The 16,109-nt window shown below is 45.0% G+C and carries 14 protein-coding genes; 6 read left to right on the top strand and 8 right to left on the bottom strand.

Annotation, left to right across the window (positions count from 1 at the left end):
• Positions 1-64: 64 nt before the first annotated feature.
• Complete coding sequence (locus tag ACMCM8_RS14535; RefSeq protein WP_412723308.1) at positions 65-1,300, bottom strand: malic enzyme-like NAD(P)-binding protein; 1,236 nt, start codon at positions 1,298-1,300, stop codon at positions 65-67.
• Positions 1,301-1,764: 464 nt separating this feature from the next.
• Here ACMCM8_RS14535 and ACMCM8_RS14530 point away from each other — a divergent pair, with 464 nt between their 5' ends.
• Positions 1,765-2,079, top strand: coding sequence for a hypothetical protein (locus ACMCM8_RS14530; protein ID WP_412723307.1), 315 nt, complete (start codon positions 1,765-1,767; stop codon positions 2,077-2,079).
• A gap of 70 nt (positions 2,080-2,149) precedes the next feature.
• On the opposite strand, the gene rpmE is transcribed toward ACMCM8_RS14530, so the two are convergent.
• On the bottom strand, positions 2,150-2,362 hold the full coding sequence (gene rpmE / locus ACMCM8_RS14525) for a 50S ribosomal protein L31 (protein ID WP_412723306.1): 213 nt from the start codon (positions 2,360-2,362) through the stop codon (positions 2,150-2,152).
• Between the two features lie 379 nt (positions 2,363-2,741).
• On the opposite strand from rpmE, the gene priA reads away from it, so the two are divergent.
• The 4 genes from priA to hslU all read left to right on the top strand — a co-directional run bounded on the left by priA (position 2,742) and on the right by hslU (position 7,850).
• On the top strand, positions 2,742-4,925 hold the full coding sequence (priA, locus tag ACMCM8_RS14520; protein ID WP_412723305.1) for a primosomal protein N': 2,184 nt from the start codon (positions 2,742-2,744) through the stop codon (positions 4,923-4,925).
• 85 nt (positions 4,926-5,010) lie between these two features.
• On the top strand, positions 5,011-5,589 hold the full coding sequence (locus ACMCM8_RS14515; RefSeq protein ID WP_412723304.1) for an SPOR domain-containing protein: 579 nt from the start codon (positions 5,011-5,013) through the stop codon (positions 5,587-5,589).
• A gap of 317 nt (positions 5,590-5,906) precedes the next feature.
• Entirely contained in the window at positions 5,907-6,431 is a 525-nt protein-coding gene (gene hslV / locus ACMCM8_RS14510) for an ATP-dependent protease subunit HslV (RefSeq protein WP_412723303.1), read from the top strand.
• A 90-nt stretch (positions 6,432-6,521) separates the two neighbouring features.
• Positions 6,522-7,850, top strand: a complete 1,329-nt coding sequence (hslU, locus tag ACMCM8_RS14505) for an HslU--HslV peptidase ATPase subunit (protein WP_412723302.1) — start codon at positions 6,522-6,524, stop codon at positions 7,848-7,850.
• Positions 7,851-7,928: 78 nt separating this feature from the next.
• Here the strand turns inward: hslU and ACMCM8_RS14500 are convergent, their stop codons facing one another.
• The 5 genes from ACMCM8_RS14500 to ACMCM8_RS14480 form a co-directional block, all read right to left on the bottom strand.
• The gene (locus ACMCM8_RS14500) at positions 7,929-8,876 is read right to left on the bottom strand and encodes an ATP-grasp domain-containing protein (protein ID WP_412723301.1); all 948 of its coding nucleotides are present in this window, start codon (positions 8,874-8,876) and stop codon (positions 7,929-7,931) included.
• Between the two features lie 96 nt (positions 8,877-8,972).
• Positions 8,973-9,155 carry a hypothetical protein gene (locus ACMCM8_RS14495; protein WP_412723300.1) on the bottom strand — a complete coding sequence of 61 codons (183 nt, stop codon included), beginning with the start codon at positions 9,153-9,155 and terminating at the stop codon, positions 8,973-8,975.
• Between the two features lie 52 nt (positions 9,156-9,207).
• The gene (locus ACMCM8_RS14490; protein WP_412723299.1) at positions 9,208-9,519 is read right to left on the bottom strand and encodes a helix-turn-helix domain-containing protein; all 312 of its coding nucleotides are present in this window, start codon (positions 9,517-9,519) and stop codon (positions 9,208-9,210) included.
• Complete coding sequence (locus ACMCM8_RS14485; RefSeq protein ID WP_412723298.1) at positions 9,516-11,693, bottom strand: peptidase domain-containing ABC transporter; 2,178 nt, start codon at positions 11,691-11,693, stop codon at positions 9,516-9,518. The genes ACMCM8_RS14490 and ACMCM8_RS14485 overlap by 4 nt, the downstream gene beginning before the upstream one ends.
• Before the next feature lie 2 nt (positions 11,694-11,695).
• The gene (locus tag ACMCM8_RS14480; protein WP_412723297.1) at positions 11,696-12,949 is read right to left on the bottom strand and encodes an HlyD family secretion protein; all 1,254 of its coding nucleotides are present in this window, start codon (positions 12,947-12,949) and stop codon (positions 11,696-11,698) included.
• A gap of 456 nt (positions 12,950-13,405) precedes the next feature.
• On the opposite strand from ACMCM8_RS14480, the gene ACMCM8_RS14475 reads away from it, so the two are divergent.
• The gene (locus tag ACMCM8_RS14475) at positions 13,406-14,950 is read left to right on the top strand and encodes a hydroxymethylglutaryl-CoA reductase (RefSeq protein ID WP_412723296.1); all 1,545 of its coding nucleotides are present in this window, start codon (positions 13,406-13,408) and stop codon (positions 14,948-14,950) included.
• A gap of 73 nt (positions 14,951-15,023) precedes the next feature.
• On the opposite strand, the gene ACMCM8_RS14470 is transcribed toward ACMCM8_RS14475, so the two are convergent.
• Positions 15,024-16,073 (bottom strand): hypothetical protein, encoded by a 1,050-nt coding sequence (locus ACMCM8_RS14470; protein ID WP_412723295.1) that lies wholly within the window; start codon positions 16,071-16,073, stop codon positions 15,024-15,026.
• Positions 16,074-16,109: the final 36 nt, after the last annotated feature.

The following is a 16,109-nucleotide window of genomic DNA, read 5'->3' as shown; positions in this document are numbered from 1 at the left end:
ATTAAAAACGGCGCTGATCAGAGCGCCGTTTTTTGTTAGCAGCTAATGGTACTTGCTTAACCAATTACTCTTGTGATAATTCGGGTATTCTCGCCACACCTGACTCAATGGCAGCCTTAGATACGGCGGATGCAATCCGTTCACATAAACGAGGATCCATTGGCTTGGGAATAATATACTCTTTGCCAAACGTCAGGCTTTCACTTTTACTGGCAGCAAGTACTTCTACAGGTACCTCTTCTTTTGTAATAGCGCGTAATGCTTCAACTGCTGCCACTTTCATTTCATCATTAATGGCCCTTGCTCTTACATCTAATGCCCCGCGAAAAATGAACGGGAAACACAAGACATTATTCACCTGATTGGGATAATCAGAGCGCCCCGTTGCCATGATTAAATCCTTTCGCACTTCATGCGCAAGCTCAGGCTTGATTTCAGGGTCTGGATTAGAGCAGGCAAAAACAATCGGGTTTTCCGCCATAAGTGCAAGTGTTTCAGGAGGAAGAACATCAGGGCCTGACACACCCACAAAAATATCCGCGCCTTCCATTACATCTTCTAGTGTGCGTTTATCTGTATTATTGGCGAATAGTTTTTTGTGTTCGGTGAGATCATCCCGACGAGTGTGGATGACGCCTTTTCTGTCTAGCATATAGATACGCTCGCGCTGAGCGCCGCATTTGATCAGTAGCTCCATACAGGCTACGGCGGCAGCACCGGCGCCCATGCAAACAATTTTAGCGTTTTCAATTTGCTTGCCTTGGATTTCTAGCGCATTCAACATACCTGCAGCGGTAACAATAGCGGTTCCGTGTTGGTCATCGTGAAAGACGGGAATGTTACAACGTTTAATTAATTCTTGTTCAATTTCAAAACACTCGGGGGCTTTGATATCTTCTAGGTTTATCCCACCAAACGTATCGGCAATATTGGCCACTGTGTTTATGAATTCTTCGGTGGTGCGATGCTTTACTTCAATGTCTATGGCATCAAGTCCCGCAAAGCGCTTAAACAGTAACGCCTTACCTTCCATAACAGGCTTTGACGCTAAAGGCCCTAAATTACCAAGGCCCAGAATTGCAGTACCATTACTGATCACCGCGACCATATTGCCTTTGGCCGTATATTTGTAGGCATTATCAGGGTCTTCGGCGATTTCCCTAACAGGTTCAGCTACGCCAGGGCTATAAGCCAGAGCAAGATCGTCAACGCTATCTGCAGGTTTTGAGAGCTCTACGCGAATTTTCCCCGGGGTTGGCTTAGCGTGGTAGTCGAGTGCGCGTTGTCTAAAATCTGACATGTAAAATGGTATCCTCAGGTGTAGGGTTCATTGATGTTTTGTAACGCGTTTTTTGCATGTCGGGTGTCATTATTGTTGTGTGAAATGAAAATAACGCTTGCTGTTTCATGGGGCGTCAACTTGGCGTAACCAAACTATGCCCTTGTTTATTGCCTAAAATACGCATGAATTGGATAAATAGCGTATTGCAAGGTCAACTCTAACACAGCCTTTTACTGTGTACATATCTGATCAGAATTCTCTTTTATTGTACTTTTTACCCAGTAATGCCGTGGCTGAAGTAGAATAAATTAAGGCTATACAAATAATGTAGGTGACCAATACATATTAGACCAGTTAACAAAGGCTATAATTACAATTCATAGTATTTATGGAATGCAGGTTAAATATATCTATTGTCTATTTGGTATGGTGTGTATAGGCGAAAATATGGTAAAGCGCACAGGTCAGGGTCGGGAAACATAATGACAGAAAGAAAATTAATCGCTGTACTTACAGACGTATGCGAAAATGAGAAAGTAAAACAAAATGGCTTTGTTTGGCTCACCCACCTTGGTCATTGGAAATCACCTGAAATAGTGGCTGTATTTCAAACAGAGCATCAACTAACCTGTGCCCTAAACCAAAATTGGGATATAGACTTCATAACGAATGTGAATATAGCCCTTGAAGGCTTAAAGTCTAGTCCTATTGCTTTTCGGTTTGATAGTGAGACGGCGTGTAAAAGAGACAGCGGTGGTGACTGGGATAAACACCTGGCCAAGATCATGTCTCACTAATACTTAGCATGCAAAAAAGCCAGGTAATAAAAAAGCGCCACGAGGGCGCTTTTTCGAAGTGAAATCAGGCTTACTTTTTGCCCAATGCACCGAAACGCTTCTTGAAGCGATCAACACGACCACCAGTATCAACGTTACGTTGCTTACCAGTGTAGAAAGGGTGACATGCAGAACATACGTCTAGGTTGATATCTTTACCTAGTGTAGAACGGATGTTCATTACGTTACCGCATGAGCATGATGCTTTGATTTCAGTGTATTCTGGGTGGATACCTTGTTTCATGGGATTACCTCACATAATAAGGCCGTATCGCTATACAACCCGAAGTTGCACACCATACGTTACTTAATATTCAAATGATAAGTCGTTCAAAGAACAGCCTATCGCAAAAAGAGCGGCGCATAATAATGGATGCCAGAGTGTTGATCAAGTGCTTTTTGTTCACCGAATAGCCAAGGTGTTATTCAGCATAGGGCTATAGCAAAAAGTGTGTTTAAATAATTTAACAAGGCCAGTTGAGCTTTGGTGTACACATTTTGGTCTTAACGGTACGTAGGCCACTGCAAAAATGTAAAGCAAAGATCAACGGGCTTAATCAACGCTTTAAAACCCATGGCAATGGCGTCGCAGCCAATTGCCTCTATTGTAGAGACGCGTGCTAATGGCATTTATTCAAGTGGCTGTGCCAGTTCCACTTAGGCAGCAGTTTACCTACACCCATCATAAACCACTTGAAGCGGGTGTGCGGGTAGTCGTGCCTTTTGGTCCACGTAAACTCATTGGTGTAGTCACTGAAGTATTGTCACAGCATAGCGTAGAAGACACGACTAAATTAAAAGCAATCATTGAGGTTATCGATGATGAGCCTGTCATCGATAAGGTGCTACTAAACATGGCTCAGTGGTTGTGGCAGTACTACCACCACGCTCCGGGAGAAGTAATACACGCTATGCTGCCAGTATTACTTCGAAAAGGGGAGTCGGCATTACCCAGTGCCCAAGACATTCTCACGGTAACAGAAAGGGGGAAAAAGACGTCGCTTGAGACTTTATCCCGAGCGCCTAAACAAAAGGCGTGCCTGGCTGGTCTACTCGCTGCTGAATCGTTAGCGACTACAGCGAGAAAACAGCATGGTGCCCCTGCAGTAAAAGCGTTAATTGATAAAGGGTTGGCGTATGTCGACTCCCGTGTCCCTAGTTTTGTCGAGGGCGCTTGGCTCACCCAGTTAGCGCTGGGTGACAAACCTATTCCCGATACCGAACAAGCCGTCGCCATAGCGGCGCTAAACCGTTCAAATAATCAATTTGCGGTGAGTTTACTGGAAGGGGTAACAGGTAGCGGCAAAACCGAAGTATACCTACAAGCTATAGAGCCTATTTTACAACACGGCAAGCAGGTATTGATCCTGGTTCCCGAAATTGGTTTAACTCCACAAACGGTGTCGCGTTTTGAAAAGCGCTTTGCCGTTGAGGTCGGTGTACTGCATTCTCAATTGTCTGACAGTGCCCGTTTGCAGGTGTGGCAGCGTGCAAAGGCGGGTGAATTAGGCATTATTATCGGTACGCGTTCGGCCATTTTTACGCCCCTCAAACTACCCGGAATGCTCATAGTAGATGAAGAGCACGACGAATCATTTAAACAACAGGATGGGCTTAGGTATCACGCCCGTGACCTAGCGGTAATGCGAGCAAAGCAGCAAGGGATCCCGTTGTTATTAGGCAGTGCCACCCCTTCGTTTGAAACGTTAAACAACGCATTAAGTGGCCGCTATACCCATCTTCAACTTACCCGACGTGCTGGTGGCGCCAAAAGCACTCATCAACACGTATTGGATGCACGAGATCAACCGATTCACTACGGTATTGCCCAGGGGTTATTAGGTATCATGCGCCAGCATCTGAATGCTGGTAATCAGGTATTGGTGTTTGTAAATCGCCGGGGTTATGCCCCTGCGTTATTGTGTCATCACTGCGGTGAAACAGTGATGTGTAAGCGATGCGATCGCCCGTATACCGTTCACAAAGGTCACAATCGATTACAGTGTCATCACTGTGCAAGCACCCGTTCGATGCCCTCTAACTGTGCTGCCTGTCACAGTAGTGAATTAGTGACAGCGGGGACGGGAACAGAGCAGGTCGAGCAGGGGCTCGCTTCTCTCTTTCCTGGCGTTAAGCAAGTGCGTATCGACAGTGACTCAGTTCGAGGGAAAGATAAACTGCACGACACACTCGCTGCAATTAATCGGCAAGAATATCAACTGTTGGTGGGGACACAGATACTGTCAAAAGGACATCACTTTCCGCATGTAACATTGGTGGCGGTATTGGATGTTGACGGTGCGTTATTTAGTGCAGATTTTCGGGCATCAGAAAAACTCGCGCAACTTGTCACACAATTATCTGGTCGCGCGGGGCGTGCGACAAAGCCCGGAGAAATGTGGTTACAAACTCATAACCCCCACCATCCATTGTTACAAGATCTGGTTAACAATGGATATGGTCACTTTGCACGCCTCGCGTTGACAGAGAGAAAAGCCGCAGGATTGCCACCTTTCATCAGTCAATTTGTTATTCGTGCAGAAGCTACAGATAGCCAGCTCGCGTATGGTTTTTTACAGGGTTGTAAAGGGGTCTTTATTGACCAGGCATCTTGCCAAATCAACGGCCCGTTTCCCTGTTTGATAGAAAAAAGACAAGGTCGTTTTCGCTTTATGTTGGTATGCAGTCATTCAAAACGGGGGCCGTTGCATGCATCGCTTAGGCATGCGCTACCTTTTTTACAAGCCTTACCTTTAGCGACAAAAGTGAGATGGTCAGTTGATATAGACCCCACTGATTTCAGTTAGCTTGTTGGGAAGCATTGGGTTAAAATTCGCGACGAACATGCTGTCTCCTCGCGAACAACGATAACAAGTAGGAATATTGCTCACTATGGCTCAACGCGATTATGTCTCTCGTGGACGCGCTCCTCAAAACAAAAAGCCCGTAAACAAAGGCAGAAAGCCTAAAGATCAGGGGCAATCTTCTGGCTCCGCTATGAGTAAATTGCCGATTGTAAGATTGGTCGGTGTTTTTGCATTAGTCATCGGGTTTGGTGCGTTTTTGTGGTCGATTAAAGACAACGTAGAAGAAAAGGTCGATACGCAAGCTGCACGCCCAGTCGCTCCGACCGAAGAAGTCCTTCCTGAACTACCAGAAGAAGAGTGGGAGTACATCAAGACCTTGCCCGGCTATGAAGTAGAAGTGGATGTTAAGCAGCAAGAAAAGTCTGATAAGCGTTATTTGATGCAGTGTGCCTCTTTCAGAACTCGAGCCCAAGCGGAAGAAATGAAAGCCAAAATTGCCTTTCAAGGTTTAGAAGCGCTGATAAGGCACAGTACAGGTAGCAACGGCGAGTGGTTTAGAGTGATCCTTGGACCTTTTGAGTCAAAACGCGATGCAGAAAAAGCAAAGCACAGTTTGCGAAAGGTTAATATTGCTACGTGCCAAATCTGGTATTGGAACCTGTAAGCACGCTCTACGTTTTTGACGGGGCTTGCTCAAGAGCCCCCATACTCCTGTATCTGCGCAACATTTATTATTGGTTTGGCTCTCATTGTGTCAAAGCGCGTTCAGCGCATATCATCTACTCAAACTTAAAAGCCTTAATGAAAAAATAGCGGTGACACATGTCCATCCACTGGATAAAACGGGGAAATTAGGGCTTAAGCGCTAGTGAAACCCTTGAAATAAACTCGCCTTGCCCCACTTAAAGAGATATTGGTTTTTTACGCCACTGCCTTCGATGCGAAAGAACGCGGTGGCGCCCAGCAAAACGGGGAATTAACGTGACAACGATTGTATCTGTACGACGTGGTAACCAGGTGGTAATGGCCGGTGATGGCCAGGTATCGCTGGGCAATACCGTGATGAAAGGTAATGCGCGAAAAGTGCGCCGTTTATACCACGACAAAGTGTTAGCAGGCTTTGCAGGGGGCACGGCTGATGCCTTTACACTTTTTGAGCGCTTTGAAGCTAAACTCGAGGCTCATCAGGGGCATTTGACAAAAGCCGCAGTGGAGTTAGCGAAAGACTGGCGAACTGACAGAATGCTCAGAAAGCTCGAAGCACTTCTTGCGGTGGCTGATGAAACGGCCTCTTTTATTATTACGGGTAATGGCGATGTGGTGCAGCCAGAGCAAGATCTTATTGCTATTGGATCGGGTGGTAACTACGCTCAGGCAGCTGCAACTGCACTTTTGAACAATACCGATCTTAGCGCAAAAGAAATTGCCGAAAAGGCATTGACCATTGCGGGTGATATTTGCGTATTTACCAACCATAGCCAAACTATTGATGTACTAGATTACTAAGCGACTGCACTTGCGGTTGCTTACTGGGTGTAGTTGCGTTTATTTGCTTCAACGCGATGCGCCGAGAATTTGTTATTAAAGGGTTTATTCATGTCTGAAATGACACCAAGAGAAATTGTTCACGAGCTAGACCGCCATATTATCGGTCAGCAAGATGCCAAGCGCGCAGTATCAATCGCCTTGCGCAACCGCTGGCGTCGGATGCAGCTTGAGCCAGAGTTGCGCCAAGAGGTAACGCCAAAAAACATTCTGATGATTGGGCCAACTGGTGTGGGTAAAACCGAAATTGCCCGCCGTCTTGCAAAATTGGCGAATGCCCCATTTATCAAAGTTGAAGCGACTAAGTTCACTGAAGTGGGCTATGTGGGTAAAGAAGTAGAGACGATTATTCGTGATCTGGCGGATATTGCCGTTAAGATGACGAAAGAAAATGAAATGACAAAGGTCAAGTTCCGCGCAGAAGAAGCTGCAGAAGAGCGTATTCTTGACGTACTTATTCCACCACCAGAAGATGCGTGGGGAAATAAAGAAGATGTGGAAGACCGCGGTACTCGTCAGGCGTTTCGCAAAAAGCTTCGTCAGGGCGATCTAGACGACAAAGAAATTGAAATAGACGTAGCGTTACCTCAAGTCGGCGTAGAAATCATGGCGCCTCCAGGTATGGAAGAAATGACCAATCAGCTCCAGGGCATGTTTCAGAACTTGTCTGGTTCTCAAAAGAAAAAGAAGAAGCTGAAAATTAAAGATGCGTTGAAGCATTTGGTTGAAGAAGAAGCGGCACGTATGGTCAATCAAGAGGATTTAAAAGAGAAGGCTCTTGAGGCGGTCGAACAGCACGGTATTGTGTTTATCGATGAAATCGACAAAATCTGTAAGCGCGAAGGCAATACCTCGGGTGATGTTTCACGGGAAGGTGTTCAACGCGACCTGTTGCCACTGGTAGAAGGTTCTACTGTCTCGACTAAACACGGTATGGTGAAAACTGACCACATTTTATTTATCGCCTCTGGTGCGTTCCAAATGAGTAAGCCGTCTGACCTTATTCCAGAACTGCAGGGACGTTTACCTATACGCGTTGAATTGTCGGCACTTAAAGTAGGCGATTTTAAACGTATCCTTACTGAACCCAATGCATCACTTACTCATCAGTATATTGCATTGATGAAAACAGAAGGCGTTGATATTAGCTTCGACGATTCAGGTATTCAGCGTATTGCAGAAGCCGCCTGGCAAGTTAACGAACGCACCGAGAACATTGGTGCCCGTCGTCTTCACACGGTATTAGAGCGACTAATGGAAGATATCTCGTTTGATGCATCGGAAAAAAGCGGTGAAAGCTTTGTGATTGATGCTGATTATGTGAATAGCCATTTGGAGACTTTGGTGGACAACGAAGACTTATCGCGTTTTATTTTGTAAGCCCGATTATATTGTTTACCGAATGCCTTTTAAGCCCAGCGTCATGCTGGGCTTTTGCCATTTAGAGGCGAACAGACTTTAACTAGTAAGCAGTGTAATCAACCTTCCCGTGATGTCTTGGCCGGTGTCTTTTTCTATTGTTAGAAAAAATGGGCTGGGGTTTGCTTCTAAAAAGAAAAATGTGTTCTTCGCGCTTTTACGCCAATCGATGGCACACCAATGCATTCCTAGTGCTTTACACAGCTCAATAGCCAACTGTTGAACGTCTTTTGGGATAACCGTGGCTGTTATTTGTGCTCGTTTGTCATTGCGATAGTCCAGTTCATTGGATTCAATTCGCACACTCACAACTTCATCACCTAAAACGAAGCTTCTGATATGAGTTCCCGCAATGTACTTTTGAAACATGACAGGGCGCTGTTGAAGTAAGGCCTGGAGTAGAGGGCGCATGTTGAGTTGTTTGTTGACGAATTGAGCGGTTTGACCGCCTCGTGTGGGTTTATAGATAATCTCCCGCATATTGCTACAAAACTGCGCTGCAACTTCGGTGGCATTACCGACAAATGAATACGGAATGTTTGCGCCAAGTTTACCTGCTATTTTTAGTTGAACAGGCTTGCATTGATATGATCGAATCGCTTCAATGGGGTTCACCCATTTAATGTCTTCATAGCTAAACCAACATAACAAAGTGCTTGAGCGTTCTTGTTCAGTCCATTGATACTCACTGGTTTTAGAAGAGTCATCAGAGGCGCTATTTTCGACAGCGCCAGCGCGATATTCATGCCAATAACAGGCGTGAATGGCTGAGAATGTCACTCTGGGTAAGTCGCCCATGTCATTACCGATTTCGGCGTGGTCAAAGTGGATCAATCCATCGTTAAAGTCGGGGTCGTAACTAATACTCCAACCAGTGCCAAAATACTCGGTATTAGCAATGAAGAATGAGGCATGAGAGGCCCTAAGCGCGTTCGCGATATGAATAATTTGCGGATCTACTTCGCTACCTATTAACGCAATATGCATGGTTTACCCTAGCTTTCATTGTGAATGCAACAATCAGGGTAAAAGCACTGCCATTGCAATTACCCTGTTACTGTTAGATGTTTGTGTTGATATTTACTACAACTGCATATCGGGAGTCAGACCGTCTGCTTGTCCCAGTTCCAGTGATATGTAGATTGGATCTTTTGGGACTTCGACAGGGTCGCCTGCCTCCGGTAGCGATTCAATTGCTACTCCTCCACAGATTTGGTTAAGTTGAGAAGGAAGAATATGCATGTCGTCTAGTGGTTGGTTTTTCATAGTTACGCTCCTTGTAATAGCGTTGTGAGTGAATATAACGAATTCAGTGTGCTTATGACGTTACTGCTTCGTGATATAGGGTTCTAAAACAGTTTGCAATTAACGCCGTGCGATTAGAAATGTTGAGCTTTTTATAAATATTCGCGCAGTGAAACTTTACTGTTCTTTCACTGATAAAAAGTTCTGATGCAATCACCTTGTTAGAGTGGCCTTCCATGATCTTGTGGGCGACTTGTAACTCTCGCTTCGACAGGCAATTCATAGGCACTATCACATCGGATTGGGCAAGGCCGTTGGCAGCAATGTGCGAACGTTCTTGATCGGTCATTAATATTGATTTTTCTCTTACTTCATGGGTACTCATAGTATATCTCCAGATGGTTTGTTTAACGGGGCGCCTCGAAATTTTGAGGCAGACTGCTGAAGTAATTTCCCATCGACTAAGCGGTACACTTTATTGGCTATGGCAACGGATTGAGGGCGATGAGCAACGATAATTCGAGTCATATTAAGCGTCTGCAAATGCGCATTGATCTGCGCTTCATTTGCCATGTCAAGGTGACTACTTGCTTCATCAAGAAATAGAATTTCGGGTTTTTGGTACAATGCTCTAGCGAGTAATAAACGCTGTTGTTGGCCACCACTAAGACTACTTCCCATATCACCAACCAACGATTGATATTGCATAGGCATAGCTATAATGTCGGAGTGGATGCAGGCGAGTTGAGCCGCACAGATAATGTTCTCTAACTTTGGACAGTCTTCAAAGCAGCAAATGTTCTGCGCTATGGTGCCGCTAAAACACACGTCTTCTTGTAGCACACTTGCTATTTTCACCAGCGAAGACGCTGCGTTTTTCCCATTACATTTAACAGTGCCTGTGGTTAAGGGGTAGAGTCCCATAAGGCATTTAATTAGTGTACTTTTACCGCAACCACTTTCGCCGACTATGGCCACGATATCGCCTTTTTTCACCGTGAGATTGAGGTCGTTAAAAACAAAATTGCCCTGTGCGCTGTAGCGATAACCGATATTACTTGCTTGTAGCGCAACCTGCTCGCCCGTATTCTCTTGTGGTGAAAGTTTGGGTAATGCAGGGATTAAGGCATCTGTTTGCGCGATAGGACGGGTGAGTAATATATCGCTGAGACGACTGAAGTGAACCGCGAGCATTTTTAATTCGATCAGTTGACTCACTACGCTGTCGATAGCACTTACAAAGCGGGTTTTGTAAGCAAGAAAGGCTAATAACATACCTATGGTCAAGGTATTGCTCATTACCAGTGTGGCGCCGATATATATGACGATTAAGTTCTCTACGCCAAATAACAATTGACTGGCTGTAGCACTGCCAATATTTAATTTGCCTAACTCAATATCTTTGTTAAGGGTTTCCACCAACTTATTTTGCCAGTCGCTTTGTCGTTTGCCTTCTTGGTGGTAAACCCGAACTGGTAAAATCGCCCTCACGCTTTCCATAAAGTGGCTTTGTTCCAACGCTGCTAAGCTTATCTTTTCAGCGGTGAGTCGTTTGGTCCAAGGTAAAATTACCAACCGCATGCACAAATACACTGCAATGACGGCAAGCACCACTAAGGTCAGTTTAATTGAGTAAATACCCATTACTAGAAGAGTCGTTATTGCCATCACTCCATCCAGCAGTGCAGTCACTACACCCGTAGTAAGGAATTCTCTGATACTTTTTACTGAGCCAAAACGCGATACCACGTCACCAATATGTCGCTTGGCAAAATAGTCAATGGGAAGTGCAATAAGGTGTTTGAATACCGACGCGGAAAGTTGGAGCTGGAGTCGGGTGGACACAGACAGGATAAGAAGTTTGCGAAATACATTGGTGAAGCATTCAATAATAAGTAAAAACGCGAAACCTATGGCAAGGGCTTGTAGCAGCGGTAGGTTATTGTAAATAAGCACGTCATCGATGACGGTTTGCATATAGTAAGGAGACGCAAGCGCAAACAATTGCAAAATAAAGGAGAGAGTAAATAACGTAATAAGGTTGCGTTTAAAGCCAATAGCACCACCTAAAAACTGTGCTAAACCTATTTGCTCAGAGACTTGCTTGGGTTCGAATTCATTGCTGGGTTGAACTTCCAGTGCGATACCTGACAGGTGCTGTGAAACAATGTTCAAGGGCAGGGTTCTGAGGCCAAGGGCAGGATCGTTGATAACCACAGCGTGCTTTTTTACTTTTACCAGTACCACAAAGTGGTTCAAGTTCCAGTGAAGTACAGCAGGACAGCGCAATTGTGTTAGGTCGTTCATCTCAATCTTGACTGCACGACTATGAAACCCAAGATGGCTGGCCATATCTATAATGTCTTTCAGCGTTGCCCCCCTAAGTGAAACGGACATTGTTTGTCTCAAAGTGTTAATGTCCCGCTTGTCACCATAGAATTGAGCAATCATTACCATGCAGGCTAAACCACATTCTGCAGCTTCATTTTGGAGTACTGTGGGAACTTGTCGCTGAGTACGCAAGAAGCCGGTTTTATGATGGAGTGAGGAAGCTGTCATGGTTAAAGTTTCCCTTTAATACTGAATAAGGGCTCAAGTAGCCACTCCATGAGCGTTCGCTGGCTAAGCTGCACATCTGCAGAAAAGGTCATGCCCGCTTTAAGTGTGACCTTTTTCCCATAAGCGATGATTTGCTGGCTTTTTAGTATTGCCGTTACCACATAAGCTGGCTCATTAATTGAAATGGGTAAGCTTCGCAACTCGCCGGGTAACACAATAGTATGTGAGATATTGGTCACTTGACCTTGTTGAAGCCCAAATTTTTGATATGGGAAGGCGTCATAGCGGATCTGTAATGATTGCCCTTCCTCGATAAATCCCGCGGCGCGCACTGGCACCATCATTTTGGCTAATATTGGCGTGTTAGGAGGCAGCAAAGTGAGTAGTAATGAGCTGGCCTCTGTAGATTGACCTGGGTAAATACTAAGTCCACTGACCACTCCTTCGTAAGGAGCATAGATAATCTCTTCAAAACTATTCTTATGAGATACTATTCGCTGATTTAGGTCACTTAGTGTGTTTTCAAGTGTAGCCAGTTGGTTTTGATGTTGTTGAGGCAACGAATTAAGTTGTTTGGTCAGCGTCTGAATTTCTGTTAAAAAATCGCGACGGTCCTGCTGAGCTCGCAAGTACTGTTGCTCGGCAGAGAGGTGTTGTAATTGCTGTTGAGCAAGTTCTGCGAGACTAATGTGACCGTCACTTTGTAGTATTTTTGCGTTGTCGTAATGACGTATTGCAATATTCCACTGTTGTTTAGCCAGCGCAGCTATCTCATTGATTTCACGGTAAGTCTGATTTAAGTTTGCCAGCCTGTTTTCAATGGTCGCAATTTCACTATTGTGGACTGATTGCAGCCTGTCCAGATTGTCTTGTATTCGCTGACGTTGTTCATTCAGTTCTTGTAGCAATGTGGCACTAAATGAATTGCCCATATCATCTCGGTCACTGTAGTTGATATGGAGTAACACGCTCCCTTTTTTAACTAATTCGCCTTCTTGAACTAATACGCGTTCAATTTTTCCGGCTTGTGGTGGAGCATAGAGCTTAAAGGTGCCAGATTGTGGTTCCAACCACCCTTGTACCGATGTTTTACGGGTATAACTTTGAAAATTGATGTAAAGCACTACAGCGATTACCCATGCGGTAAGTACCCCTGTTATCAGCACATAAGCGGGGCGAGGTGTCATTAACAACCTACCGTTTAGCGTGTTCGACTGACGGTCGATAACCTCTTGGCGAAACAGCCCCTTTCTCATGATGCTTCCTTTTGCTTTAGTCAATTTTTACTTGGTAGATCTGGCACTTAAAGCGTTGCCGACTGAACTTAGCTAATGGTGTAGATATCTGGCTCTCTTTTCCGTAAGAGCTTTTATCCCTGGCATCGCAATCCATGACGCCTCCTTTTCTACTGCCAGATATCTGCAATTCATCACTTGAGTAGTGACGTTATTAACCATAAGTCTTTTTTAGATATCGGGGGAGTGCCCCTAGGTCTGAGACGCGGTAACGCTAGGATTAGTTGGTTTTGGCTCGTTTTTAAAAGCACATGGCTCAAAAATGAAAATTGATTTAATTCAACTAAAATAAAAAGACTTGTTAATTAGTCATCGCAGTGTTCAAAGAATGTGCTATAAAAAAACAGCGAGATGTGGGAATGCGACAATGAAGAACGCAGCAACTACGCAATAAACACGCAATAAAAAGGAAGGCTCATGTTTGTACCTAGCATATTATTAAAACAACTATACACCAGAGCGAGTTTGAAAAAGACCGAGCAAGGATTATCCTTTACCCTGAAAAACCGATTGAAGGATGCAGTCATCAATGAACTGCAGTGGATTTCTCTTGATGGAGCAGAAGTTCCAACTCACAAAATTTCATTACAACTCTCTCCCGACACTCGTGTGTCAGTAGAGGAACTCAATCAATCTCAGGGTACACCATTTGGGCTTCGACAAAGCATTACTGTTCACCTGGATGTGGAAATGGCAGCCTGTCACGAGAAGCGCAAATTGGGTATATGTTTTTCAGCCTCTCCCTTTGGCAAACTCAAATTTGAAGTAGAAGACAATATCTCTCCCGAAGGACAGCGCAGCGTTCACATTCCCCGCGATGACATGGATGATTACGGCGAAAGCATTATAAAATCACGTCAGCAATATTTCGAAAGTGCCACCGACAAAAAAATTCACCACGTAGGCAAGTATTCAATTGATCCCAAAGAGCTTCAGGGAAATATTGAGCACTTTATTGGTGTTGCACAGGTTCCAATAGGTATTGCAGGGCCGGTAAAAATAAATGGTGAACATGCCAAAGGCGAGTTTGTTGTACCTTTAGCTACCACAGAAGGCACACTGGTAGCGTCTTATAATCGTGGCATGAAATTACTGAATATGAGTGGCGGCATTACGGCTACAGTGGTTGATGACGCCATGCAGCGGGCGCCAGTGTTTATATTTGAAAACGCGCGAGGCGCGCGGGATTTCGTTAAGTGGGTCAAACAAAACTTTGACAAAATAAGAGAAGAAGCAGAAGCGACGTCCAGCGTGGCAAAATTGACCTACATTGATCATTTTCTTTCAAACAAGTTTGCTTTTCTGCGCTTCAATTTTAAAACCGGTGATGCAGCTGGCCAGAACATGGTGGGCAGGGCGACGTTCGCTGCCTGCGGGTGGATCCTTGATCACTATGAAGGCGTAGAGAATTTTTATCTGGAATCAAACTTTGCCACCGACAAAAAGGCTTCACAAATTAACATTATGCGCACCCGAGGCAAGCGAGTGACCGCCGAAGCTACCATCAAGCGCGAGCATCTGTTAGAAGTCATGCGGGTGGAGCCGAAGCAAATTGACTATCACGGCAGGGTCGCTGGCGTGGGCTCGTTTTTGTCGGGGGTAAATAATACGGGGCTGCACTCGCCAAACGGTATAACCGCAATGTTTATCGCTACAGGTCAAGACGTGGCAAACGTCTCTGAATCCTCTGCTGCCATGATGTATTCAGAATTGACTGACGAAGGTGACTTGTATGTGTCTATTACTATTCCGTCGCTGATTGTAGCCACTTACGGCGGGGGAACCGGCATTGGTACACAGCGAGAGTGTTTGGAATTGTTAGACTGTTATGGCCGTGACAAAGTGTATAAGTTCGCAGAGATAGTGGCCTCGGTCGTTTTGGCCGGTGAAATATCGTTAGCCTCAGCGATTAGTTCTTCCGATTGGGTGTCGTCCCATGAGCAATACGGACGTAATCGATAGTATTTAAAAACAGGGCGCCACGTGGCGCCCTGTTTATTTCGTTGCAAGAATGCCCATCAAAAATCGACAGCCCCTAGCCATATTCACGTTGTTGCATAGACTGGGCAATTGTTCTTAGTAAGTCATCTGGGTCATCCACGCCTAAATAAATTTCGGTCACTGCGCCATGTTCAGTGGGCTGCAGTATTAGCTTGATATTGGGAGCACCCGAAAAATTAAAGCGCCGGCGGTGTGCTGTGCGTTTTACCGCACCCTGATGAGAAGAAATTTGAGTAATGTGAGATAAGGGCACAATTAAAGGGTTGCTTAAACCGTACCGGATTATCAATTCATTATCATGACTTTGGTGACCGTACCTGAGAGAAATTGGCCTCAATTTCATTGCGTTGCGTTCAGCGATAAAAAAAACGAGTCCAAGTAAAGAAAGGGCGGTGACAATGTTGGCGGCAACACCTGACCAAAGAAAGTGAAGCAGCAAGTGTAATATCGGCACCTCGAAGGCGATGATCATAATAAAGCCTAATGCGTTAGTATGATTGTCGTCTTTTTTCCAGTAATCAAAGTGTCGGTCACCTTCAGGGCGAAGCCCCGCCATTTTTGAGGGAAACAAAAAGTATGCCCACATCCTCACTTCAAACCACCACAGTTGGCGCAGTGTCCCTGGCGGCATATAACGTGCAATTCCATTTAGCATTGCCAAATCGGGATCAGTGCCTGTGTTAAATTCACGTTTAATAAGCAACCAAATGCTCATTACTGTGACTATTTCAAAAATGACAAAAAGCGCAATAACCAGGTATCTAGCGTCCAACAGCGAAGGCAACCAGTATTGCTCTGAGGTAGGAATGAGAAAACTACCAATAAACAATGTCACAGAGGCCAACACAACCCCTTTAAGCAGTGCTTTCTTTTTGTCTTTGATGAGGAAAAAGCACACCAGTGGCATGGTAATCATAGCGTCGATTAAAAACAGCGTTTCGTTGCTTGGTCCCAGCGTGTTGGATGTGTCGGTGGACAAGTGAAAGTATCCCCACCATGCAGCGAGCATTACTCCCAAAAAGGCTAAGGGCGCAATGGATTGGCACCAAAATTCGGTAGAGCGGTGACGCGGTACAGTGTCCATTTGAACCTTTTTTAAGTTATGGCCATGCAATTAAAG

This window comes from Alteromonas sp. D210916BOD_24 (genome assembly GCF_047159385.1).
GTDB lineage: Bacteria > Pseudomonadota > Gammaproteobacteria > Enterobacterales > Alteromonadaceae > Alteromonas.
This window is presented reverse-complemented; position numbering and strand designations above follow the sequence as displayed.